Genomic DNA, 20,239 nt, shown 5'->3' with positions numbered 1-20,239 from the left:
GCGATCATGATGGACGAAACGTCAGTCCTTCTCGCGGGGCACGTCGACCTTGCCGGTCACGCTCCGATGGCTGACGCTGCCGCTACCGACCGTGCGCACGGTAAGATTGCCGTGCACCTCGTCCACGTCGACATCGCCGGAACCGACGGTCGCCACCTCGATATCGCCGCTGACGCCGCTGATCTTGGCGTCGCCCGAGCCGACCGTGCCGATGCGCACACCGCCGTCCACGCGCTTTGCGATGAAATCGCCCGAACCGATCGTTTCGACGGTGACCGCGCCCACCTGCTCCAGCTTCACGTCGCCCGAGCCCACGGTCATGCTCACGGGGCCCTTGATCTCGCGTGCTTCGAGGTCACCTGAACCCACTGCGCCGTCGAGCGACGCCACATTGCGAACCATCGCATCGCCCGAGCCGACGTTGACCTTGACCGGGATGTTCGAGGGCACCGTGGCCTCGACCTTGAGGCTGTTGTAGTGGCTGCCAAATCCCGACCAGCCGCCATTGCGCCTGTTCTTCATCTCGACCACCAGCGTGTCGCCATCGCGCTCCTGGGTCACGACGAGATCGTCGAGGGCTTCCTGCTCCGATGCGCAGGCCTTGCCGCGCACCGTGCCTTTGCCAGCAGGACCGCCACCGGAAAGGTGCAGGTCGTAGGCGCTGACGGCAAAACGCACCGAGCGCACGCCATTCAAGTCCAGATCGAGATTGCGATCCGCATGGAACTTGCACGGCTCGTCATTGGCGAGAGCCACGGCCGGCAGCAGCAACAGCGAGGCAAGGATCAGGTAGCGCATGTGTTTTCCCCATGGTGAGAACGCGTTGACCCCCTATGGATGCGGCGCGCTCGCAAAAGGTTGCAACCGACGTCTTCACGTGAAGATGACCGGCGGCCAACAGGCACGTCAACCGCCATCGGGGCGGCACGTTTTCCACCGTGCAAGTCCAACCGGAGACCACCGTATGCAACGCAAGACCCTTCTCGCCAGTGCCGCCGCCCTCCTCCTCGCCGGCTCGACCGCCTTTGCCGTCGCGCAGGATGCCGCTCCGCCCGCTCCCACCGCGCCTGCGGCGCGCGGGGCTCAGCCTGCCAACCCGCCGCAGGGTCCGAAGTGGGGCCATGGCGGCGATCACGACCGCGGCGACTGGGGCCGGCATGGTCACGGCGACATGCGCAACGCCGGTGTGATCGGCGACCTGCGCTCGCTGGAACGCCTCTACATCGCCAGCGGACGCAGCAAGGAACTCCCGGCGCTGTACAACGAGGTGCTGGCGAAGTCGCAGAACCCGATGGTGCGCGACTACGCGTACCGCCATCTGGCGCGCGCGCAGATGCAGCCGCAGAACGTGGATGCCGCCATCGCCACGATGCGCAAGAGCCTCGACGAGAGCCTCGCCCAGGACCAGAAGCGCCACCAGGAAATGGAAGCCTTCAAGCAGCGCATGCAGGACCGCGCAGCCGCGAAGTCTGCCAGCGCGAAGTGATGTCGGAAGGCGGCGCCAATCGCCAGCAGGCTGGCTCCCACCACAGTACAACCTGACTCATTAGCAAACTGGTTCCCACCACAGTACAACCTGATTCATCAGCAGACTGGTTCCTACCGCTGTCGGGGTGGGAGCCAGCCTGCTGGCGATGGGGATAACCGCCGTTCGCGCTGCTAGCGCAAGCCTTCGCGCTTTACGCGCGCCCACAAGCCTTCCTGCTCGTCGAGCGAATACGACGACAGCTCTCTGCCTTCGTTCGCGGCGATGGCTTCCATCGCGCGGAAGCGGCGTTCGAACTTGGCGTTCGCACCGCGCAAGGCACGCGATACGTCCACCTTCGCATGACGCGCCAGATTGGCCGCAACAAACAACACGTCGCCGATTTCGTCGGCGAGGCGTGCTTCGTCGGCACCGTGTTCGAATTCGTGGCGAACTTCTTCCAACTCCTCCGCGATCTTGTCGAGCACGGGTCGGTAGTCCGGCCAGTCGAAGCCGACGTTTGCCGCGCGCTTCTGCAATTTCACCGCACGCTGCCACTCGGGCAGGCCACGGGAGATGCCGGCAAGTGCGCTGGTATCGCTGCTTCCCTTCGCTGCGCGCTCTTCCGCCTTGAGGCGGTCCCAGTCGCGCGAACGCGCGCTGTCGTTCTCGTGTGCGGTGTCGCCGAAGACGTGCGGATGGCGACGCACCATCTTGTCGCAGATCGACGCGACGACGTCCTCGAAGGCGAACTGGCCATGCTCTTCCGCCATGCGCGAATGAAAGATCACTTGCAGCAGAAGGTCGCCGAGTTCGTCGCGAAGATCGTGCATGTCGCCGCGATCGATGGCGTCGACGACCTCGTACGCTTCCTCGATCGTGTACGGCGCAATGGACGCAAAATCCTGCCGCACATCCCAGGGGCACCCGTTCTCGGGATCGCGCAGGCGGGCCATGATCGCGATCAGTTCGTCGACGGTGCGTGTCACGCGGGGTCTTCCGGGTCGATGAGCCGGCTGGTCCAGTCGATCGCCGGATCGCCGCAGGCAATGAATTCGGGATTGATGAGCGAGTCGCGCGTGTTGTAGCGGAAGGGACGGCCGGCAAGATCGAGCACCGCACCGCCTGCTTCTTCGAGCACGCATTGCGCCGCCGCCGTATCCCATTCCGAGGTGGCGCCGAGACGCAGGTAGATGTCGGCATCGCCGCGCGCGAGCACGCAGAACTTCAGCGACGAACCCAGACTGAACGTCTCGTGCTCACCGAGCCGATCGAGCAGCGTCTTCGTGCGGCCGCTGCCATGCGAACGGCTACCGGTCACGCGCAGCACGCCTTCGGCGACGCGGGTACGCAGCGGCTCGCGCGCGTCGTCGGGCGTCCGCTGCCGCCATGCGCCCTGCCCTGCGGCAGCCGCATAGAGATCGCCGGTCACTGGCGCGAGCACCACGCCGAGAATGCTGCGGTGATCTTCCACCAGCGCGATGTTGACGGTGAACTCCCCATTGCGCTTGACGAACTCGCGCGTGCCGTCGAGCGGATCGACGAGCCAGTACCGACGCCACGTGCGTCGCTCCGCCCACGGTGCCACCACGGCTTCCTCGGAAATCACCGGGACGTTCGGCGTGAGTTCGCGCAGCGCGTCTTCGATAACGCGTTGCGCGGCGAGGTCGGCGGCAGTGACCGGGGAATTGTCGTCCTTGCAGACGATGTCGAAATCCTGCGCATAGACCGCGAGGATGACCTCGGCCGCCTGCCGCGCGATCGCGCAGATGGGGTCGAGCAGGCGTGCTGATGAGAGGGTCACGCGGGACGGTAGCGGCCGGCGAGGTACTCGCGGGCCATGAACAGGGCGGCGATGGAGCGACCTTCCGTGACGTCGTCCCGTTCGAGCAGTTCGTGCAGACGGTCGATACGCCACGGCACGACTTCGAGTTCCTCCGGTTCATCGCCCTGCAGGCGCTCGGGATAGAGATCCTCGGCGAGCACGACATGTGCGAGGTGGGTCATGTACGAGGGCGACAGGGACAGCGTGCCGAGAATCTTCAAGTGGCGCGCGCCGTAGCCGACCTCTTCCTTCAGTTCGCGGTTCGCGCCCTGTTCGGCCGTCTCGTCGCGGTCCAGCCGGCCCTTCGGCACGCCGAGCTCGTAGCGGTCCACACCGACGCCATACTCGCGTACCAGCAGCACCGTCTCCGGGTCGCGCATCGCCACGATCAGCACCGCACCGAAGCCGCTGCCTTTCAGGCGGTGATACGTACGTCGCTCACCGTTGGAAAATTCCAGGTCCACCTCTTCCACGCTGCGGAGAGGGCTGTCGGGCGCATCGCGGGTCGCGAGAATCGTGGGCCGTTTGTTCATCCGCCGATTGTAGCGCCGCCGAGCGACGCCCTGAACCGCTCCAGGGCTTGGGCGTGCATGGCGGGCGTACCCGCCAGGACGCTGCGTGTGCGGAGGTCCGGTGCGTTGCCGTCGAGATCGGTGAAGACGCCACCGGCTTCGCGCACGATCACGGCGAGCGCCGCCACGTCCAGGATATTCAGGTCGGACTCGATCACGAGATCGAGCCCGCCACGGGCGAGCAGGTGGTAATGGCAGAAGTCGCCGTACCCGCGGATACGGTTGCTGTCGCGGATCATCGCGCCCAGTGCGTCCCAGCGCGCATCCGCCGTCAGGCTCTTCACATTGCCGGTGGAAATCGAGGCATCGCGCATCGCGGCGGTCGAGGCTACCTGCACACGCTGGCCGTCGAGAAAGGCGCCGCGTCCGCGTACGGCCCACATACGCTCGTCGTACAGCGGTGCCGACGATACCCCGAGCACCAGTTCGCCCCGATGCATGAGCGCGATCTGCGTGGAGAAGAACGGCGTGCGGCGGACGAAGCTCTTGGTGCCATCGAGCGGGTCCACCAACCAGAGCCACTCGCGCGATATGTCGTCCGCGCCGTATTCCTCACCATAGATGCCGGCCTCGGGCAGCGCGGCGGCGAGAATGCCGCGTATCGCCATCTCCGCCTCGCGATCGGCGACGGTGACGGGTGTGTCGTCGCCCTTCACCACGACGTCCACGCCGGTGCGCCAGTAGTGCAGGATGATCTCCGCGGCGGCACCCGCCGCTTCGCGCGCGGCACCGAGTGCCTTGTCCAGGATGTCGCTCATGGGTTGATCGTGGGCGCGAGCCCCGCCTTGCGTTGAAGGTTGACCGTACCGTCGCGGCCCATGGGACCGAAACGCGCGATGAGGTGCGAAAGCGCCGTGTCGGCCACGCGCGGCACGAGTCGGCCCTGCATGCGCCAGCCGAGCGGCGATGCAGCGAGGGCCGCATCCGTCGCAAGCGAGCCGGTCCCATCGTCGGCCACGGTGGCGCGAAGCACACCGTCGTCGCTCCGCGCCTTGATGCCGATGTCACCGAGCGCCACGTGACCCTCCGGCGTGCGCACGGCGGCCTTCCGCCAGTCGATGGCCGCATTGAGCGCCAGCGGCCAGTTGCCCTGCCATTCCGCGTGCGGGATCCGGCCTTCCACCACGCCCATCGGTACGAGTTCGGCCGAGAGGGCGGGACCGGCGAGCGCCGCGGCGTCGAGGCGGAAGTCGAAGCCGGTCCAGGTCATGCGATCCCCGTCGCCGCGTTCGACGTGGCCCTCGACGCGCCCCGCCCGCCCCTCGAGGTGGAAGTCCAGGCGCAGGCGACCAAGGATCACCCCCCGGCCAAGCTGCCAGTTCAGGGTGCCCAACTCACGGCCGTCGGCCGTGGCAACGCGCGCCGCGCGACCATCCCAGAGCGAGCCGGACACGTCGCCGAACACCAGCCCATGCGTGCGCGCGGCAAGGAACGGAACCGCCACGCTTGCGGGCATGAACCAGTAGAACAGGCCAGCGGCCGCCACGAGCAAGGCGACGGCCAGGGCGATCCTGCGAAACCACTTCAAACCATCACCTCGTCTATCATCGGCGGATGACCGATGCCCGTTTTACTGCACTCGACGTCGATACTTTCGTCGCACGCGATCTTTCCGTCCTGTGGCACCCGTGCACCCAGATGCACGACCACGAAACCCTGCCCATGGTACCCGTCGTGCGTGGCGAAGGGGCATGGCTGGTCGGCGCCGACGGACGGCGCTACCTCGACGCGGTCAGCTCCTGGTGGACCAACCTGTTCGGCCACGCCGAACCGCGCATCGGCGCCGCCTTGAAAGACCAGCTGGACCGCCTGGAACATGTGATCTTCGCCGGTTTCACCCACGAGCCGGCGCTGGAACTGGCCGAAGAACTGGTGCGGATCACCCCGCCTGGGCTCGATCGCGTGTTCCTCGCCGACAACGGCTCGGCGGCGATCGAGGTCGCGCTGAAAATGAGCTTCCACTACTGGCTCAATCGCGGCCACGGCGAAAAGACGCGCTTCATCGCCCTGACCGGCAGCTACCACGGTGAAACGCTTGGCGCGCTCTCGGTCAGCGACGTGGCGCTCTACCGCAAGACCTATGCGCCGCTGCTGCTCACGCCCGAACTGGCGCCCTCACCCGATGCCTACGAAGGCGAGCCCGGCGAGACCCCCAAGGAGGTCGCGGCACGGCGCCTCGGCGACATGCGCGCACTGCTCGAACGCCACGCCCACGAGACCTGCGCGGTCATCGTCGAGCCGCTGGTGCAGTGCGCCGGCGGCATGCGTATGTACGACGCCTCGTACCTCACCGGCCTGCGCGCCTTGTGCGACGAGTTTCAGGTGCATTTCATCGCCGACGAGATCGCCGTGGGCTTCGGTCGCACAGGCACGCTCTTCGCCTGCGAGCAGGCAGGCATCTCGCCCGATTTCATGTGCCTGTCGAAGGGGCTGACCGGCGGCTTTCTGCCGCTGTCCGCCGTGCTCACCACGCAGGGCGTGTATGCGGCGTTCTACGCGGAATATGCCTCCGGCAAGGCCTTTCTCCATTCGCACAGCTACACCGGCAACCCGCTGGCCTGCCGTGCGGCGACGGCCACGTTGAAGATCTTCCGCGACGATCCCGTCATCGAACGCAACCGCGAGCTCGCGGCACACATGGCGGCGCGCATCGCTCCGTTGGCAGTGCATCCGCACGTGGCCGACGTGCGCCAGACCGGCATGATTGCCGCGGTGGAACTGGTGGCCGACAAGGCCACGCGCACGCCGTTTCCTGCGGCCGATCGGCGCGGTTTGCGCGTGTATCGGCATGGCCTTGCGCAGGGCGCGCTGCTGCGCCCGCTAGGTAACGTGGTGTATTTCATGCCGCCCTACGTGGTGAACGAGGCGGAGATCGACTTCATGGTCGATACCGCCATCGCAGGCATCGAAAAGGCCGTCGCCTAGCGGCCGGTCACACCCGCGACAGCCCGATGGGCAGCGCGCCGAGCCGGGCCATTTCTCCTTCGGCGAACATCTCGGGGTGCGCGAGGTAGTCCATCGCGAACGCGTGCGCGTCGGAGCCCCAGAACAGTTCGTCACCGATCGCGAGCGTGGGCACGCCGTAGACCTGCTGGCGCATGGCTTCCTCGAAGTTGGCCTGCAAAGCGGCCTTCACCTCGGCGGCGGCCAGTGCCGCGCGCAGGTCGTCAATGCCGAGCGATGCCGCCAGGGGCGCGAGGGCCTCGGCCGTGTCCGCCGCGCGTCCGTGAGCCCATATCCATTCGAAGATCGAGCCCACGGCATCCAGTGTGGTTCCCGCGGCGATGCACAGCCGCAAGGCCGGCAGCGGATTGAACGGATGGGCTGGCGGGAACCGCAGGGGCACGCCATCGCGCCGCGCGCGCCACAGTGCGTAGCGATAGGTGAATTCGCGTTTGCTTGGGATCTCGGCGGGGCCGCGCTGGTCCATCTGCTTGAGCAGCGCACCCAACAGGATCGGCCGAAGCGTTACCTCGCGCTTTTCGGCGAGTTCACGAATGGCGGGCCATTGCAGCCAGGAAAACATCGAAACGAAATCGAAGTACCAAGCGATCGGCATGCACGGCCTCCTCCGCGACTTCAGCGACCATAGCCGCCCTCGCCCCTCGCTACAATGGACGTTTCGTGATCTGAGGCACACCATGCGCACCATCCGCATCCACGTCGACGCGCCCGTCACGACCGGGCAGGACGTCGCCCTGCCCGCACAGGCCGCCGAACACGTCGCGCGCGTGTTGCGGCTGGAGGTCGGCGCGCCAGTCGTGCTGTTCGGGGGCCATGACGGCATGGAGTACGACGCCGTGCTCGCCGAGGTAGACAAGCGTCATGTCGTCGCGAAGGTCGGGGAAGGTCGCGCGGTCGGTAACGAATCGCCCCTGTCGCTCACGCTCGCCCAGGGCGTGGCGCGCGGCGACAAGATGGACTTCATCGTGCAGAAGGCGACCGAACTCGGCATCGCGCGCATCGTGCCGTTGCTCACGGAGCGGTCGGAAGTGAAGCTCGATGCGGCACGCGCAGAGAAGCGCCTCGCCCATTGGCGAGCGGTGGCAGCCAGCGCGTGCGAGCAAAGCGGCCGGGCGCGGGTGCCGGTGATCGAACCGGCCGTGCCGCTTGCCGCCTGGCTGGCGTCCCTCGGCGAAGGCGGCCCGATGCGCCTGGCACTCCTGCCGGAAGGCACGCGGCGGCCCGCGGAGCTGGCGCTCCGCGACGCGGCGATCCTGGCCATCGGGCCCGAAGGCGGTTTCGGCGAGCGCGACCGCAGCGCCCTGGCGGGCGCCGGGTTCACCGGCTTGAAGCTGGGTCCTCGGATTCTGCGTACCGAGACCGCAGGGCTTGCGGCCATCGCAGCACTGCAGGCGCTCTACGGCGACTTGTGAAGCGGTGGTAGCCGCCATGGAGGCGAGAAACCAACGAAGCGGTGTAGCAGCGAGGCAAGCTCCCATCGCCAGCAGGCTGGCTCCCTCCGGCAATTTCCCACCGCCGCCACGCGCCAAAAGCACGACCGGGGCCCCATAACGGCGAGAAGCCTACGGAGCGATGAGGCGCTGAGGCAGACTCCCCTCGCCGCCATGGCGGCTCCCACAGGGGAGGCGCGATATCCAGGCAGCGTTGTGGGAGCCGCTATAGCGGCGAGAAGCCAACGAAGCGGGGTAGCGGGAGGGGTCAGCCCAGCGCGAGGTCGATCCGCTGCATCACCGCATCGTCGAGCAAGGCCACGGCATCGATCGCCTTGAGGTTCTCCTCCAACTGCGCGTTCTTGCTCGCGCCAAGGATGACCGCCGACACGTGGGGATGCTTCAGGCACCACGCCAGCGCGAGGCGCGACATCGGGATGCCGAGGTCGTCGGCGATCGGTGCCAGCGCACGCACGGTGCGCAAACGCGCACCGTCGTTTTCCAGCAGCGCCTCGCGCAGCCAGGCGTAGTCCGGGTGGCCGAGTCGCGAGTCCTCGGGCACGCCGTCGTTGTACTTGCCCGTCAGCAAGCCTGACGCCAGCGGCGACCAGATCGTGGTGCCCATGCCGTAGCGCTCGTACAACGGCGCGTATTCCTGTTCCACGCGCTCGCGGTGCAGCAGGTTGTATTGCGGCTGCTCCATCGACGGCGCGGTGAGCTGACCCTCGCGAGCCACGCGATGCGCTTCCTCGATCAGCTCCGCCGGCCATTCGCTGGTGCCCCAGTAGAGCACCTTGCCCTGACGCACGAGGGTGTCCATCGCCGCCACGGTTTCCGCCACCGGCGTATCGGGATCGGGGCGATGGCAGAAGTACATGTCCAGGTAGTCGACACGCAGGCGTTCGAGGGCCTGATGGCAGGCGTCGAACACGTGCTTGCGCGACAGGCCGCGCTGCGTCGGCTTCGGGTTTTCCACGGCGCCGAAATAGACCTTGCTCGATACGCAGTACGCGTCGCGCGGCAGGCGCAGGTCGGCGATCACGTCGCCCATCAACCGCTCCGCTTCGCCTGCATTGTAGGTTTCGGCGTTGTCGAAGAAGTTGATGCCATGGTCGTAGGCGAGCGCGATCAGTTCGCGCGCCTGGGATCGTCCTACCTGGCGGCCGAACGTGACCCATGCACCGTAGGACAGGGCGGAGACCTTGAGGCCGGTCGAACCGAGGCGACGATATTCCATGGATTCCCTCAGGTGGCGAGACGGAGGACGAGGAACAGCACGATGGCGGCAAAGAGGCCGGCGATCGCATCATCGAGCATGACGCCGAAACCGCCTTTCACGCGGCGATCGAACCAGCCGATCGGCCACGGCTTCCAGACATCGAACAGGCGAAAGAATACGAAGCCCGCGAACACTGCCCACCACGGCGCGAGCAACGCTGGCAGCAAGGCGATCCATTGGCCGACGAATTCATCCCAGACGAGGCTGCGGTGGTCCGCCACGCCGAGGATGCGTCCGGCGACGTCGCACGCCCATACGCCAATGGCGAAGGCCAGCACGATGACGCCAAGCCACGCGGGAACGCTGAGGTCGCGCAGCAGGTACCACGGCAGGAGCGCTGCCAGCGAACCGAACGTGCCTTGGGCCTTCGGCGCGAGGCCCGAGCCGAATCCGCAGGCGAGCCATCCGGCCGGCGAGGCCAGCAGGCGGCGCCGATCGGCGGGATCGAGGAGGTATTTCGTGCTCATGCGGCGAAGTGGTTCCAGCCCGCGCGGGTGGGCTCGTAGACCTGCCCGCGTTCGTCGAGCACACGGACTCCCGCGCCTTCGACGACACGTCCGATACGCGTGGCACCGCAGCCGAGCCGCGCGAGCGTGGCACCCGCTTCACCGGCGAGGTCGGCGGGCACGGTAAAGCAGAGTTCGTAGTCATCGCCGCCGCCCAGCGCGAAATCCAGCGCATCGGCGTCGGTAAAGTGCGTGAGCAGCGCGGACGAGCGGGGCAGCATGGCCGCCTCGACGTCGACACCGACACCGCTGGCGGCGCAGATATGACCGAGGTCGGCAACGAGCCCGTCCGACACGTCGATGCACGCGGTGGCAAGACCACGCAGCGCCTGCCCCGCGGAAACGCGCGGCGTGGGCCGGTTGAGGCGTTCGATAAGCGCGGCATACGGCGAGACATCGGCCTCGGCGAGACAACGCAGGCCCGCGGCGGCATCGCCCAGCGTGCCCGTCACCATCACCACGTCGCCCACGCGTGCGCCCGAGCGCAGCAGCGCTTCGCCGGGCGCGGTGAAACCATGCACGGCGACCGTCACGGTGAGCGGACCGCGCGTGGTGTCGCCCCCGATGAGCGCGAGGCGATACGGAGTCGCCAGCTCGGCGAAGCCACTCGCCAGGCCATCGAAGAAGGCCGCGTCGGCATCCGGCGTGGTGAGCGCCAGCAAGGCCCAGGCAGGCGTGGCGCCCATGGCGGCAAGATCGGAAAGATTGACGGCCAGCGCCTTCCAACCGATATCGGTGGCGGCGGTACCGACCGGAAAATGAATGCCCTCGACGAGGGTATCGACGGCGATGGCGAGTTCGCGACCGGCCGGCACGGCGACCACGGCAGCGTCGTCACCAATGCCTTTCACCACATCGTCGCGATTGACTTCCGTATGCCGGCGAATGCGGTCGATCAGGTCGAATTCCATGCGGTGTCCTTGGCGAAGAAAGCGCGCGGGGTCGCGGCGCCCGGGGAGTCGGGAGGGCTCAGCGAGCCGCCCCGACGTCGTCCTCGGTCAGGATCGCTTCTCAGCCGTACGCCAATGTGTCGCGAGTTTGTCGAGCACGCCATTCACATAGCTGTGCCCATGGTCGGCACCGAAGCGCTTGGTGGCTTCCACGGCTTCGTTGATGACGACGCGGTACGGCACGTCCGGGCGGTACTTCAGCTCGTACGCGCCCATGCGCAGCGCGGCGCGTTCGATGGGATCGATCTGCCCCACTTCGCGATCGACGAACGGCTTGATGCCGTCGTCGAGTTCCTGCACGTGCTGCTCCACGCCACGCAGGATGTCCTCGAAGTATTCGAGGTCGGCCACTTCCATGTCCTGCTCGTGGCGGAACTGATCGATCACGCTGGTCATCTTGCTGCCGCCGACCTGCCAGGCATACAGCGCCTGGAGGGCGCGGCGACGGGCGCGCGAGCGCGCGGCCAGGTCGATACCGTGGGGAGGCGTGTTCATGCGCCGAGCTTCGCGTAGAGGTTGACCATTTCGATGGCGACCATGGCGGCGTCGGCACCCTTGTTGCCAGCCTTGGTGCCGGCCCGCTCGATCGCCTGCTCGATGCTGTCGGTGGTGAGCACGCCGAAGCACACCGGCACGCCCGAGGCGTAGGCGGCCTGGCCGAGGCCCTTCGCGGCTTCACCGGCCACGTAGTCGAAGTGCGGCGTCGAGCCACGGATGACTGCGCCGAGGCCGATCACGGCGGCGTAGCCGCCGTTGTTCGCAACCTTGTACGCCGCCTGCGCGATTTCCCATGCACCCGGCACGCGGATGAGGTCGATCGCGTCGTCCTTCACGCCGTGGCGGACCAGCGCGTCGCGCGCACCCTGGACCAGGGGCTCGACGACAAACGCGTTGAAACGGCCCGCGACGATCGCGAAGCGGCCCTTGGGAGTGGCGAAATCGCCTTCGATGATCTTCATGCTGGGAAAGTCCTGTGGCGAATCGGCCGCCGCGCGACCGGACATTTTACGGGGTTTTCGGCCTGGGGTGGCCGCTGAAGCGCAGGACGGCCTGGCCGTCCGCGACGGAAAGGCGGGCGGTCGCGCCGAACGGCAAGGTGAACTTGGCGGGGCCGTGCCCAAACAGCAGGCCGCGCACGACCGGAATGCCGGCCGCCTGGGCGACGCGATCGAGGGCGATGTCCACGTCGTAGCCGTTGTCGTACTCGGCCACCCGGTAGCCCGTGAAGTCACCCACCAGCAAGGCCTTCTGCCGACCGAGCACGCCTGCGTGCAGCAGGTGGTAGAGCATGCGCTCGACGCGGTAAGGCGGCTCGGCGATGTCCTCGATGAACAGCAATCCGCCGTCGATTGCAGGGAAATAGGGAGAACCGACGAGGCCGCCGAGCATCGCGAGGTTGCCGCCCCACAGCGTGCCCTCGGCGCTCAGGTCCGCCGTTTCCGGCGTCGCCCACTCCGCCACACCTTCGTCCTGGCCGAGGGTGTGCCAGAAGTGCGCCCAGGTGAGCGGATCGAGCTCGGTCGCGCCGAAGTCGGGGCCAAGCATGGGACCACCGAAGGTCACGATGCCGCTCTTCGCATACAGCGCGCACTGCAGCGCAGTGAAATCACTGTGCCCCACGAGGGCGACCGGCGCGTCGCGCAACCGATCGCCTAGCGCGGCGTAATCGAGCATCGTCAACAGCGGATGCGCGCCGTAGCCGCCGCGAACGGCGAGCACGATGTCGGGCAGCGGCTGCGAGGCATCGCACAGCGCCGCGAAGTCGGCGGCGCGCTCGGCATCGCTGCCAGCGAAACGCAGCTCGCGACGGTCGAGCACGGCCTTGCCGCTTACGCGATGCCCCGCCGATTCGAGACGGGTGATGCCCCGATGCATGGCCTCGGGGTTGTGCGGATAGCCGGAAGGCGCAATCAGGCGGATGTCGTAGCTGGGCATGGGACTCATCCCGCGACCTGCTCCACCACTTCAAGGCCGAAGCCGGCAATGCCGACGAACTTGCGTGGCGTGCCCATCACGCGCAGGCGCTTCACGCCCAGGTCGGCGAGGATTTGCGCGCCGAGGCCAAGCTGACGCCATTCCTGGTCGTCCTTCGGCGCAGGCATGGGCGCACTCTCCTGTTTCAGCCGCCCCAGCAGCGCCTCGGCCGTGTCGTCGCCCGACAGCACCAGCAGCACGCCGCGATCTTCCGCATCGATGCGGCGCAGCGCGTCGGTCACGGTCTGGCCGAGATCGTCGCGCTTCAGATGCAGCACATCGGACAACGTATTGCGCATGTGGACGCGGGTCAGCACCGGCTCGCCGTTCGAGACGTCGCCGCGCACCAGGGCGAAGTGCAGGCCGTGGCGGATCGCGTCGCGGAAGGCAACCAGCCGGAACGGACCGAATTCGGTATCCACGTGGTCCTCGAAAACCCGCGTCACGGTCTTTTCCGTTTCGAGGCGATAGCGGATCAGGTCGGCGATCGTGCCGATCTTCAAGCCGTGCTTCGCCGCGAACACTTCGAGTTCCGGACGGCGGGCCATCGAACCGTCGTCGTGGAGGATCTCGATCAATACCGAGGCCGGTTCGAGACCGGCCAGCGCAGCGAGATCGCAACCCGCTTCCGTATGACCGGCGCGAGTGAGCACGCCGCCCGGCTGCGCCGTCAGCGGAAAGACGTGGCCCGGCATCGTGATGTCGGCCGGTTTGGCATCCTTGGCGACGGCGACCTGCACGGTGCGCGCGCGATCGTGCGCCGAGATGCCCGTGGTGACACCTTCGGCGGCTTCGATCGAGACGGTGAAGTTGGTGTGGTACGGCGAGTTGTTGTCGCTGACCATCGGCTTCAGGCCGAGCTGGCGCGTGCGCTGTTCCGTCAGCGTGAGGCAGAGCAGACCGCGCGCTTCGCGCACCATGAAGTTAACGTCTTCCGGCCGCACTTTCTCGGCCGCCATCACGATGTCGCCTTCGTTCTCGCGGTCTTCGTCGTCGAGGATCACGACCATGCGCCCGTTGCGCAGGTCCTCGACGATCTCGGGGATGGTATGGAAAGGCATGGAAGAATGTCCGCTCAGGCGAAGCCGTGCTGTTTCAGGAAAGCCTCGTCGAGGCGCGGGCCGCCGCCAGCGGCGAGCAGGCGTTCGACGTAGCGGGCCACGACGTCCACTTCGATGTTCACCGCATCGCCCGCGCGCCGTGCGGCGAATGCCGTATGTGCCACGGTATGGGGGATAAGGTTGACGCCGAAACGGTGACCGTCGACGTCGTTCACCGTGAGGCTGGTGCCATCGATGCAGACCGAGCCCTTGTGCGCGATGTAGCGCGCGAGGTCCGAGGGGACTTCGAACGTCCAGCGCTGCGAGCGCGCGTCGGGCAGCACCGAGACGACCTTGCCGGTGCCGTCGACGTGACCGGAAACGAGGTGACCGCCGAGGCGATCGGCCAGGCGCAAGGCCTTTTCGAGGTTCACCGGATCGCCCGCCTTGTGCTTGCCGAGCGTGGTGTGCGCCAGGGTCTCGTTGGAGACGTCGGCGGCGAAATGCGATGCGTCGAACGAGATTACGGTGAGGCACACGCCGGACACCGCGATGCTGTCGCCGAGAGCGACGTCGGCCATGTCGAGATCGGCGGTGTCCACGGTGAGGCGGACGTCGCCACCGCGCGGTTCGAGCCGGGCGATGCGTCCCACCGCCTGAATGATGCCGGTGAACATGTCAGTGGCCTCCCTTGAGGAAGGCGCCATGGCGCTGGTGCTGTTCTTTCATGAAACGTTTCCCGCAGTAGTGAGCGAAAAACGCCCCAAGGCATGGCGACGCCCGCTTGGGGAAGCGAACGTACGCCGTCTTCTTTCATCCGGACTGTGACCGTCGGCTCCGGCATCGCACCGGATCTGCTGACCTCCCGACGGATGCCGGGAGCGCTCGCGGGCTCGTTCCTCGCGGAACCTACCGCCGGTGGGGAGTTTCGCCCCGCCCTGAAGACGCTGTGGAGGGCCGGCTTCCTGGGAAACCAGCCGCGCAAGAATACCACGCCTGCGCCGGCACCCTCGGCCGGCCAGTACCCGCCGGACCTGGCGTTACGGCCGATGAGCGGGGCGAAGCACCTGATCCATCACCCAACTGGTGCGCGCGCCACTGCGCGCCGTGGACGGGCAGCGGGCCTTCCCGGTCAACTCGGCCACGATGCTCTCGATGAGCGGTTGCTGGATGTGCTCGGGATTCGGGATGAGGATGGTTTCCTGCCGGTTGATTGCGTCGACGCGGATCGGGCCGTCGCCGAAGGTGGCGAAGACCAGCCGCCCACGGTCGCCCACGATCTCGACGCGGTCCTCGCGACGGTCCGCACCAAACTGCCAAAGACCCGTTCCCAGCACGCCACTGCCGAAACGGAACGCCATCGCCACGGAGTCCTCGGCTGGATAGACGTCCATCTGATGGGAGACCATGCCGCGCGCCTCCACGATGGGGCCGAGCAGGAAATCGAGGATATCCAGAGTGTGGCAGCCGATGTCGACGAAGATGCCGCCACCGGATATCTCCGGAAGCACCGTCCACGGCAGGTTGGCCGGATCGCGATAACGCGCCTCCAGCGGATGGTGCAGCAGCACCTGGACGAGCCGCGGTGTGCCGATCGTGCCGTCCGCCAGCAGTTCCGCGATGCGCCGGAAGCGCGGCAGCATGCGCCGATAGTAGGCCACGAAGACTGGCACGCCCGCCGCTTCGCCTGCGGCGATGATGTCCTCGCATTCGGCGTGATCGCGCGCCATCGGCTTCTCGACGTAGACGGGCTTGCCGGCGGCAATCGCCATCAAGGCATATTCGCGATGACTGGACGGCGGCGTAGCGACGTACACCGCATCCACCTCGGGATCGTGGATCAATGCAGCCGCATCGTCGTACCAGCGCGGTACACCATGGCGCTGCGCGTAATCCTTCGCCTTGGCGCCATCGCGACGCATCACCGCGACGAGCGACGAATCGGGGACTTTCGAGAAGGCGGGACCGCTCTTGACCTCGGTGACCGCGCCGCAACCGACGATGCCCCAGCGAACGTGGGCGAGGCGCCCGTTCACGCCGCCTCGTGCTTCGCGGCAGCCGGACGCAATTGCAGGCGCGTGTCGTCGCCGACCTGACGGCGGTCCACGGTGTCGAGCTTCCAGCGCGACGCCATGTCGTCCAGCGGCGGCAGGGTGAGCATCGGGCGGCCCGTATGACCGAGCAGGATCGGCGCCACGTAGACGAGCAGTTCGTCGGCCAGCCCGGCCGCCAGCAGCGCGCCGCACAGCACCGGACCGGCTTCCACATGCACTTCATTGATGTCGCGTTGCGCGAGCCAGTGCAGCGCGGCGCGCAGGTCCAATCTACCGTCGTCGCCACGACGAATGGACGCATGAGCGACATCAGCAAGCGAGGCGGGCACCGACACGTCCGGCGCGTGCAACAGCACGCTCGGCGCGGCATCGTCGAGCACCTTCGCATTTGCCGGCGTGCGCAGCGAGGTATCGAGAACCACGCGCAGCGGCGGCACGAAGGGCTCGTTGTCCGGCAGGCGCACGGTCAGGTGCGGATCGTCCGCCAGTACCGTGCCACTCGCCGAAAGAATGGCCGAGGCCCGTGCGCGCCAGCGCTGTACATCGGCACGCGCGGCTTCGCCCGTGATCCACTTCGACGCGCCGTCCGCGAGCGCGGTGCGACCATCGAGACTCATCGCGAGCTTCACGCGTACCCAGGGGCGACCGCGCTGGATACGGCTGAAGAAGCCGATGTTCAGCTCATGCGCCGCCTCGCGCATCAGGCCTACCTGCACACCGATACCCGCAGCGCGAAGTTTCTCGATGCCGGCGCCAGCCACCTTGTCGAACGGATCTTCGTGCGCAATCACCACACGCCCCACGCCCGCGGCGATCAAGGCATCTGCGCAGGGCGGCGTGCGGCCGAAGTGTGCGCAAGGCTCGAGCGTCACGTAGGCGGTGGCACCGCGTGCGGCATCCCCCGCTTCCCGTAACGCGTACACCTCCGCATGCGGCTCACCGGCACGCTGGTGCCAGCCGGTACCAAGCACCGTATCGCTACGAGCAATCACGCAGCCGACGCGAGGATTCGGTTGGGTGGTATGCAACCCGCGCGCGGCAAGACGCAGCGCGTGCGCCATATGGACATGGTCCATGGCGGGGAAGAACGGGCGGGACATCAGGGCTTGCGACCGCGCCGCGCCGCTTCCAGCAGGGGCAGTTGCAGGCCCTCCAGCGACGGCAGGTCGCGCTCCAGCTTCTCGATCTCCTCGCGGAACGCGTGGACGTCCTCGAAGCGACGATAGACCGACGCGAATCGCACGTAGGCGACCTGGTCGAGCTTCTTCAGCTCGCGCATCACCAGCTCGCCAACCTGGCGCGAGGGCACCTCGCGCTCGCCGCTGCGACGCAGGTCGTTGGTGACGGCGCGCACGGCGGTATCCACCGCGTCGCTCGCCACCGGCCGCTTCTGCAGAGCGCGCTCGAAGCTCACGCGCAACTTATGTTCGTCGAACGGTTCGCGACGGTCGCCCGACTTCACCACCGTGGGCAGTTTCAGTTCGGCGGTTTCGAATGTGTTGAAGCGCTCGCCGCACTGCGGGCATTCACGACGCCGGCGCACCGTGCTCCCGTCTTCGGTAAGACGGGAGTCGATCACGCGCGTGTCTTCATGCTGGCAGAACGGACAGTGCATCGATCAGCCGTACACCGGGAACTTGGCGCACTGTGCGGTCACCTTCTCGCGCACCGTGGCGATCACGCTTTCGTCGCCCGGCGCATCGAGCACGTTGCAGATCCAGTGCGCGAGTTCCACCGTGTCGGCTTCCTTGTAGCCGCGCGTGGTGATCGCGGGCGTACCGACACGCAGGCCGGAGGTCACGAAGGGCGAGCGCGGGTCGTTGGGAACCGCGTTCTTGTTCACGGTGATGTGCGCTTTGCCGAGCGCCGCTTCCGCGTCCTTGCCGGTGACGTCGCGGCCGATGAGGTCGATCAGCATCAGGTGGTTTTCGGTGCCGCCGGAAACGATCTTGTAGCCACGATCCATCAGCGTCTTGGCCATGGCCTTCGCGTTCTTCACCACCTGCTTCTGGTACTCGGTGAACGCCGGCTCCAGCGCTTCCTTGAAGGCGACGGCCTTGGCGGCGATCACATGCATCAACGGGCCGCCCTGGATCCCCGGGAAGACCACCGACTGCATTTTCTTCTCGAGTTCTTCGCCCAATCCCTTCGCGACGATGATGCCGCCGCGCGGACCGCGCAGCGTCTTGTGCGTGGTGGAGGTGACGACGTGCGCATGATCGATGGGGCTCGGATAGACGCCTGCAGCAACGAGACCGGCAATGTGCGCCATGTCCACGAACAGGTAGGCGCCGACCTTGTCGGCAATGGCGCGGAAACGCGCCCAGTCGAGCACCTGCGAATACGCGGAGAAGCCTGCCACGATCATCTTCGGCTTGTGTTCGACCGCCAGTCGCTCGACTTCGTCGTAGTTCACCAGACCGGTGTCGGGATCGATGCCGTACTGCACGGCATTGAAGATCTTGCCGGAGAGATTGACCTTGGCGCCGTGGGTGAGATGGCCGCCGTGCGCGAGGCTCATGCCCAGGATCGTGTCGCCCGGCTGCAGCAACGCGAAGTAGACCGCCTGGTTCGCCTGCGAACCCGAATGCGGCTGGACGTTTGCGTAGTCGGCGCCAAACAGCTTCTTGAGGCGGTCGATGGCCAGCCGCTCGGCGACGTCCACGAATTCGCAACCGCCGTAGTAGCGCTTGCCCGGATAGCCCTCGGCATACTTGTTCGTGAGCGAAGACCCCTGGGCCTCCATCACGCGCGGGCTTGCGTAGTTCTCCGAGGCGATCAGCTCGACGTGATCTTCCTGGCGACGGGACTCGTCGGCGATGGCCTTGGCGAGTTCGTCGTCGTAGCCGGCGATCGTTGCATCCTTCGGGAACATCTCGACCTCGTGGGAACGGGTGGGGAAAGAAGACCGAAAGTGTAGCGTGCAGCGGGGTTTACGGCCACTGCCGGGGTTTCTCACCGCCCTGGGCCGACCACGCAGCGGCGGCCGCCCACAGGCACGAACAGGAAGGCCCTACGGGCTTCGCCCTCGACCCTGGGTAAGGTTCGCCGCCGGACCGATGGGGTCCGACATCGAAAGGATTCGACCGTGAAGCTCCGCAATAGCATCCTCGCCACCGCCCTGTGCCTGTCATTCGCCACTGGCTCACCGACCGCTCACGCCTCCGCAGACGACCTGGCGTCCTTCGACGCCCAGATAGCCAGGGGGCTGCCGACGCGCGTGTGCCTGCCGACGCCTGAGAGCGGCCAGCGGTGCGCCACCGTCACCCAGCGCCTGTACAGCCAGATCGATACCCCGCAAAGCGGTTCCGCCAGGCTCTTCGAAGCGACAGTGAATGGCCGGCCGGCGCTGATCGTGCGCACCGACACGGGCCTGAACCTCGTCGGAGCCGATGAAAATGAGCCCGTCATGACGCTCGCAGACGCGACCGATGCGCTCCCTGCACCCGGCGAAGCCCTGCCGGCCCCGGTCGCTCTGACGAACGCGACCGCATACACCGTAGTCGAGTCGGATGCCGACGCCGCGCCGGAAGACGCGATCCACATCTGGATCTTCCTGCACGACACCGCAGGCGAAAATGACCACGCCAAGTTCCTGAACCGCTACGTCGACTGGTGGATCAAGGACATGGAAAAGACCATCAAGCCGGGTATGCCGGTCCGAGTGAGCGTGCGCGACCACGTGCCGGGGATCACCGACCTGAACTACGACGAGGGCCGGGACTTCGAGCGTGCGCTGGACGTAGCCCAGCGCGGCGCGAAATTCGCCCGATCCGAGGGCGCGGCCATCACCCGCCTGACGAAATTCGTCCTGTTCGTGGACAGGCCGCCGACCAACTGGCCGTCGAACAGGCTGGGGGTCGCGGTGGAGAAATTCGGGGCGTCGATCATCAGCAACCGGGGGCACCGGCATGTCTTCGCCCACGAAATGGGCCACCTTTTTGGCGCCACCCACGAGGCCGCCGAGGATCGTTTCTGGTGCATCACGAACATGAAGGACAGCGAGTTCGCCCGAATTCCGTGCTGGTACTACTCCGGGGCCAATGACGAGTACATCCGTCGCTACATAGCGGCCAACCGGCGAAAGTGACGACCCTGCTGGACGGCGCCGCCAACCCGCTATAATTGGCTTTTGCCCATCGGCGCGCGGCGCCGGCGCGCGTCCCATCCCCTCGGAGCG

At 66.9% G+C, this 20,239-nt stretch carries 24 protein-coding genes and 1 riboswitch; of the genes, 5 read left to right on the top strand and 19 right to left on the bottom strand.

Annotated elements, in window-relative coordinates; all coding sequences use genetic code 11:
* Window positions 1-21: 21 nt before the first annotated feature.
* Window positions 22-798, bottom strand: a complete 777-nt coding sequence (locus tag IM816_RS03440) for a DUF4097 family beta strand repeat-containing protein (RefSeq protein WP_250339809.1) — start codon at window positions 796-798, stop codon at window positions 22-24.
* A gap of 166 nt (window positions 799-964) precedes the next feature.
* Here IM816_RS03440 and IM816_RS03435 point away from each other — a divergent pair, with 166 nt between their 5' ends.
* The gene (locus IM816_RS03435; RefSeq protein WP_250339808.1) at window positions 965-1,486 is read left to right on the top strand and encodes a hypothetical protein; all 522 of its coding nucleotides are present in this window, start codon (window positions 965-967) and stop codon (window positions 1,484-1,486) included.
* 173 nt (window positions 1,487-1,659) lie between these two features.
* Here IM816_RS03435 and mazG read toward each other — a convergent pair whose 3' ends face one another.
* Genes mazG through gspN form a run of 5 tightly spaced genes read right to left on the bottom strand, consistent with a single transcriptional unit; the run spans window position 1,660 to window position 5,390 of the window.
* Window positions 1,660-2,454, bottom strand: a complete 795-nt coding sequence (mazG, locus tag IM816_RS03430; protein ID WP_256470237.1) for a nucleoside triphosphate pyrophosphohydrolase — start codon at window positions 2,452-2,454, stop codon at window positions 1,660-1,662.
* Window positions 2,451-3,269 (bottom strand): 3'(2'),5'-bisphosphate nucleotidase CysQ, encoded by an 819-nt coding sequence (gene cysQ / locus IM816_RS03425; RefSeq protein ID WP_250339807.1) that lies wholly within the window; start codon window positions 3,267-3,269, stop codon window positions 2,451-2,453. The genes mazG and cysQ overlap by 4 nt, the downstream gene beginning before the upstream one ends.
* A complete protein-coding gene (gene nudE, locus IM816_RS03420) occupies window positions 3,266-3,823 on the bottom strand; it encodes an ADP compounds hydrolase NudE (protein ID WP_250339806.1) in 558 nt (185 codons plus the stop codon). Before nudE ends, cysQ begins: the two co-directional genes overlap by 4 nt.
* Complete coding sequence (locus IM816_RS03415) at window positions 3,820-4,620, bottom strand: inositol monophosphatase family protein (protein ID WP_250339805.1); 801 nt, start codon at window positions 4,618-4,620, stop codon at window positions 3,820-3,822. Before IM816_RS03415 ends, nudE begins: the two co-directional genes overlap by 4 nt.
* A complete protein-coding gene (gspN, locus tag IM816_RS03410) occupies window positions 4,617-5,390 on the bottom strand; it encodes a type II secretion system protein N (protein WP_072322708.1) in 774 nt (257 codons plus the stop codon). The genes IM816_RS03415 and gspN overlap by 4 nt, the downstream gene beginning before the upstream one ends.
* A 26-nt stretch (window positions 5,391-5,416) precedes the next feature.
* On the opposite strand from gspN, the gene IM816_RS03405 reads away from it, so the two are divergent.
* Window positions 5,417-6,787: an adenosylmethionine--8-amino-7-oxononanoate transaminase gene (locus tag IM816_RS03405; protein ID WP_250339804.1), complete on the top strand. Its 1,371-nt coding sequence runs from the start codon at window positions 5,417-5,419 to the stop codon at window positions 6,785-6,787.
* Between the two features lie 7 nt (window positions 6,788-6,794).
* Here IM816_RS03405 and IM816_RS03400 read toward each other — a convergent pair whose 3' ends face one another.
* Window positions 6,795-7,421: a 2-hydroxychromene-2-carboxylate isomerase gene (locus IM816_RS03400; RefSeq protein ID WP_250339803.1), complete on the bottom strand. Its 627-nt coding sequence runs from the start codon at window positions 7,419-7,421 to the stop codon at window positions 6,795-6,797.
* A gap of 82 nt (window positions 7,422-7,503) precedes the next feature.
* On the opposite strand from IM816_RS03400, the gene IM816_RS03395 reads away from it, so the two are divergent.
* Window positions 7,504-8,238, top strand: coding sequence for a 16S rRNA (uracil(1498)-N(3))-methyltransferase (locus IM816_RS03395; RefSeq protein WP_250339802.1), 735 nt, complete (start codon window positions 7,504-7,506; stop codon window positions 8,236-8,238).
* Between the two features lie 286 nt (window positions 8,239-8,524).
* On the opposite strand, the gene IM816_RS03390 is transcribed toward IM816_RS03395, so the two are convergent.
* The 8 genes from IM816_RS03390 to IM816_RS03355 all read right to left on the bottom strand — a co-directional run bounded on the left by IM816_RS03390 (window position 8,525) and on the right by IM816_RS03355 (window position 14,682).
* The gene (locus IM816_RS03390; protein WP_250339801.1) at window positions 8,525-9,493 is read right to left on the bottom strand and encodes a potassium channel beta subunit family protein; all 969 of its coding nucleotides are present in this window, start codon (window positions 9,491-9,493) and stop codon (window positions 8,525-8,527) included.
* Window positions 9,494-9,501: 8 nt separating this feature from the next.
* The gene (locus tag IM816_RS03385; RefSeq protein ID WP_250339800.1) at window positions 9,502-10,002 is read right to left on the bottom strand and encodes a phosphatidylglycerophosphatase A family protein; all 501 of its coding nucleotides are present in this window, start codon (window positions 10,000-10,002) and stop codon (window positions 9,502-9,504) included.
* Window positions 9,999-10,952, bottom strand: coding sequence for a thiamine-phosphate kinase (thiL, locus tag IM816_RS03380; RefSeq protein ID WP_250339799.1), 954 nt, complete (start codon window positions 10,950-10,952; stop codon window positions 9,999-10,001). The genes IM816_RS03385 and thiL overlap by 4 nt, the downstream gene beginning before the upstream one ends.
* An 87-nt stretch (window positions 10,953-11,039) precedes the next feature.
* Window positions 11,040-11,486: a transcription antitermination factor NusB gene (nusB, locus tag IM816_RS03375; protein ID WP_250339798.1), complete on the bottom strand. Its 447-nt coding sequence runs from the start codon at window positions 11,484-11,486 to the stop codon at window positions 11,040-11,042.
* On the bottom strand, window positions 11,483-11,950 hold the full coding sequence (gene ribH, locus IM816_RS03370; protein ID WP_250339797.1) for a 6,7-dimethyl-8-ribityllumazine synthase: 468 nt from the start codon (window positions 11,948-11,950) through the stop codon (window positions 11,483-11,485). The genes nusB and ribH overlap by 4 nt, the downstream gene beginning before the upstream one ends.
* A gap of 46 nt (window positions 11,951-11,996) precedes the next feature.
* Window positions 11,997-12,935, bottom strand: a complete 939-nt coding sequence (gene ldcA / locus IM816_RS03365) for a muramoyltetrapeptide carboxypeptidase (protein ID WP_345779959.1) — start codon at window positions 12,933-12,935, stop codon at window positions 11,997-11,999.
* Window positions 12,932-14,026, bottom strand: coding sequence for a bifunctional 3,4-dihydroxy-2-butanone-4-phosphate synthase/GTP cyclohydrolase II (gene ribBA, locus IM816_RS03360; RefSeq protein ID WP_250339796.1), 1,095 nt, complete (start codon window positions 14,024-14,026; stop codon window positions 12,932-12,934). Before ribBA ends, ldcA begins: the two co-directional genes overlap by 4 nt.
* A gap of 14 nt (window positions 14,027-14,040) precedes the next feature.
* Entirely contained in the window at window positions 14,041-14,682 is a 642-nt protein-coding gene (locus IM816_RS03355; RefSeq protein ID WP_250339795.1) for a riboflavin synthase, read from the bottom strand.
* A gap of 28 nt (window positions 14,683-14,710) precedes the next feature.
* Between IM816_RS03355 and IM816_RS18675 the strand changes: the two genes are divergently transcribed.
* Complete coding sequence (locus IM816_RS18675; protein WP_255369407.1) at window positions 14,711-14,833, top strand: hypothetical protein; 123 nt, start codon at window positions 14,711-14,713, stop codon at window positions 14,831-14,833.
* Window positions 14,807-14,955: riboswitch (FMN riboswitch) on the bottom strand. It overlaps the preceding gene by 27 nt.
* Window positions 14,956-15,045: 90 nt before the next feature.
* Here IM816_RS18675 and IM816_RS03350 read toward each other — a convergent pair.
* From IM816_RS03350 to glyA, 4 genes are read right to left on the bottom strand one after another with little or no spacing between them, the layout of a single operon-like run.
* Window positions 15,046-16,041, bottom strand: a complete 996-nt coding sequence (locus IM816_RS03350) for a Gfo/Idh/MocA family protein (RefSeq protein WP_250339794.1) — start codon at window positions 16,039-16,041, stop codon at window positions 15,046-15,048.
* Window positions 16,038-17,120, bottom strand: coding sequence for a bifunctional diaminohydroxyphosphoribosylaminopyrimidine deaminase/5-amino-6-(5-phosphoribosylamino)uracil reductase RibD (ribD, locus tag IM816_RS03345; RefSeq protein ID WP_250340687.1), 1,083 nt, complete (start codon window positions 17,118-17,120; stop codon window positions 16,038-16,040). Before ribD ends, IM816_RS03350 begins: the two co-directional genes overlap by 4 nt.
* 38 nt (window positions 17,121-17,158) lie before the next feature.
* A complete protein-coding gene (nrdR, locus tag IM816_RS03340; protein ID WP_072322695.1) occupies window positions 17,159-17,674 on the bottom strand; it encodes a transcriptional regulator NrdR in 516 nt (171 codons plus the stop codon).
* A 3-nt stretch (window positions 17,675-17,677) separates the two neighbouring features.
* The gene (gene glyA, locus IM816_RS03335; RefSeq protein WP_250339793.1) at window positions 17,678-18,934 is read right to left on the bottom strand and encodes a serine hydroxymethyltransferase; all 1,257 of its coding nucleotides are present in this window, start codon (window positions 18,932-18,934) and stop codon (window positions 17,678-17,680) included.
* A 213-nt stretch (window positions 18,935-19,147) separates the two neighbouring features.
* Between glyA and IM816_RS03330 the strand changes: the two genes are divergently transcribed.
* Complete coding sequence (locus IM816_RS03330; protein WP_250339792.1) at window positions 19,148-20,149, top strand: M12 family metallo-peptidase; 1,002 nt, start codon at window positions 19,148-19,150, stop codon at window positions 20,147-20,149.
* The last annotated feature ends 90 nt before the right edge of the window (window positions 20,150-20,239 follow it).

Source organism: Luteibacter flocculans, assembly GCF_023612255.1.
Classification (GTDB): Bacteria; Pseudomonadota; Gammaproteobacteria; order Xanthomonadales; family Rhodanobacteraceae; genus Luteibacter; species Luteibacter flocculans.
The sequence above is the reverse complement of the archived record's forward strand: the minus strand, read 5'-3'. Positions and strand labels throughout refer to the sequence as shown.

Coding starts and splice junctions, on each gene's coding strand:
- ldcA (WP_345779959.1), bottom strand. CDS start 12,935: ATGAGTCCCATGCCCAGCTACGACATCCGCCTGATTGCGCCTTCCGGC.
- glyA (WP_250339793.1), bottom strand. CDS start 18,934: ATGTTCCCGAAGGATGCAACGATCGCCGGCTACGACGACGAACTCGCC.
- nusB (WP_250339798.1), bottom strand. CDS start 11,486: ATGAACACGCCTCCCCACGGTATCGACCTGGCCGCGCGCTCGCGCGCC.
- IM816_RS03415 (WP_250339805.1), bottom strand. CDS start 4,620: ATGAGCGACATCCTGGACAAGGCACTCGGTGCCGCGCGCGAAGCGGCG.
- IM816_RS03390 (WP_250339801.1), bottom strand. CDS start 9,493: ATGGAATATCGTCGCCTCGGTTCGACCGGCCTCAAGGTCTCCGCCCTG.
- ribD (WP_250340687.1), bottom strand. CDS start 17,120: ATGGCGCACGCGCTGCGTCTTGCCGCGCGCGGGTTGCATACCACCCAA.
- ribH (WP_250339797.1), bottom strand. CDS start 11,950: ATGAAGATCATCGAAGGCGATTTCGCCACTCCCAAGGGCCGCTTCGCG.
- IM816_RS03355 (WP_250339795.1), bottom strand. CDS start 14,682: ATGTTCACCGGCATCATTCAGGCGGTGGGACGCATCGCCCGGCTCGAA.
- IM816_RS03440 (WP_250339809.1), bottom strand. CDS start 798: ATGCGCTACCTGATCCTTGCCTCGCTGTTGCTGCTGCCGGCCGTGGCT.
- nrdR (WP_072322695.1), bottom strand. CDS start 17,674: ATGCACTGTCCGTTCTGCCAGCATGAAGACACGCGCGTGATCGACTCC.
- IM816_RS03435 (WP_250339808.1), top strand. CDS start 965: ATGCAACGCAAGACCCTTCTCGCCAGTGCCGCCGCCCTCCTCCTCGCC.
- IM816_RS03405 (WP_250339804.1), top strand. CDS start 5,417: ATGACCGATGCCCGTTTTACTGCACTCGACGTCGATACTTTCGTCGCA.
- IM816_RS03400 (WP_250339803.1), bottom strand. CDS start 7,421: ATGCCGATCGCTTGGTACTTCGATTTCGTTTCGATGTTTTCCTGGCTG.
- nudE (WP_250339806.1), bottom strand. CDS start 3,823: ATGAACAAACGGCCCACGATTCTCGCGACCCGCGATGCGCCCGACAGC.
- IM816_RS03395 (WP_250339802.1), top strand. CDS start 7,504: ATGCGCACCATCCGCATCCACGTCGACGCGCCCGTCACGACCGGGCAG.
- IM816_RS03385 (WP_250339800.1), bottom strand. CDS start 10,002: ATGAGCACGAAATACCTCCTCGATCCCGCCGATCGGCGCCGCCTGCTG.
- ribBA (WP_250339796.1), bottom strand. CDS start 14,026: ATGCCTTTCCATACCATCCCCGAGATCGTCGAGGACCTGCGCAACGGG.
- thiL (WP_250339799.1), bottom strand. CDS start 10,952: ATGGAATTCGACCTGATCGACCGCATTCGCCGGCATACGGAAGTCAAT.
- IM816_RS18675 (WP_255369407.1), top strand. CDS start 14,711: ATGGCGCTGGTGCTGTTCTTTCATGAAACGTTTCCCGCAGTAGTGAGC.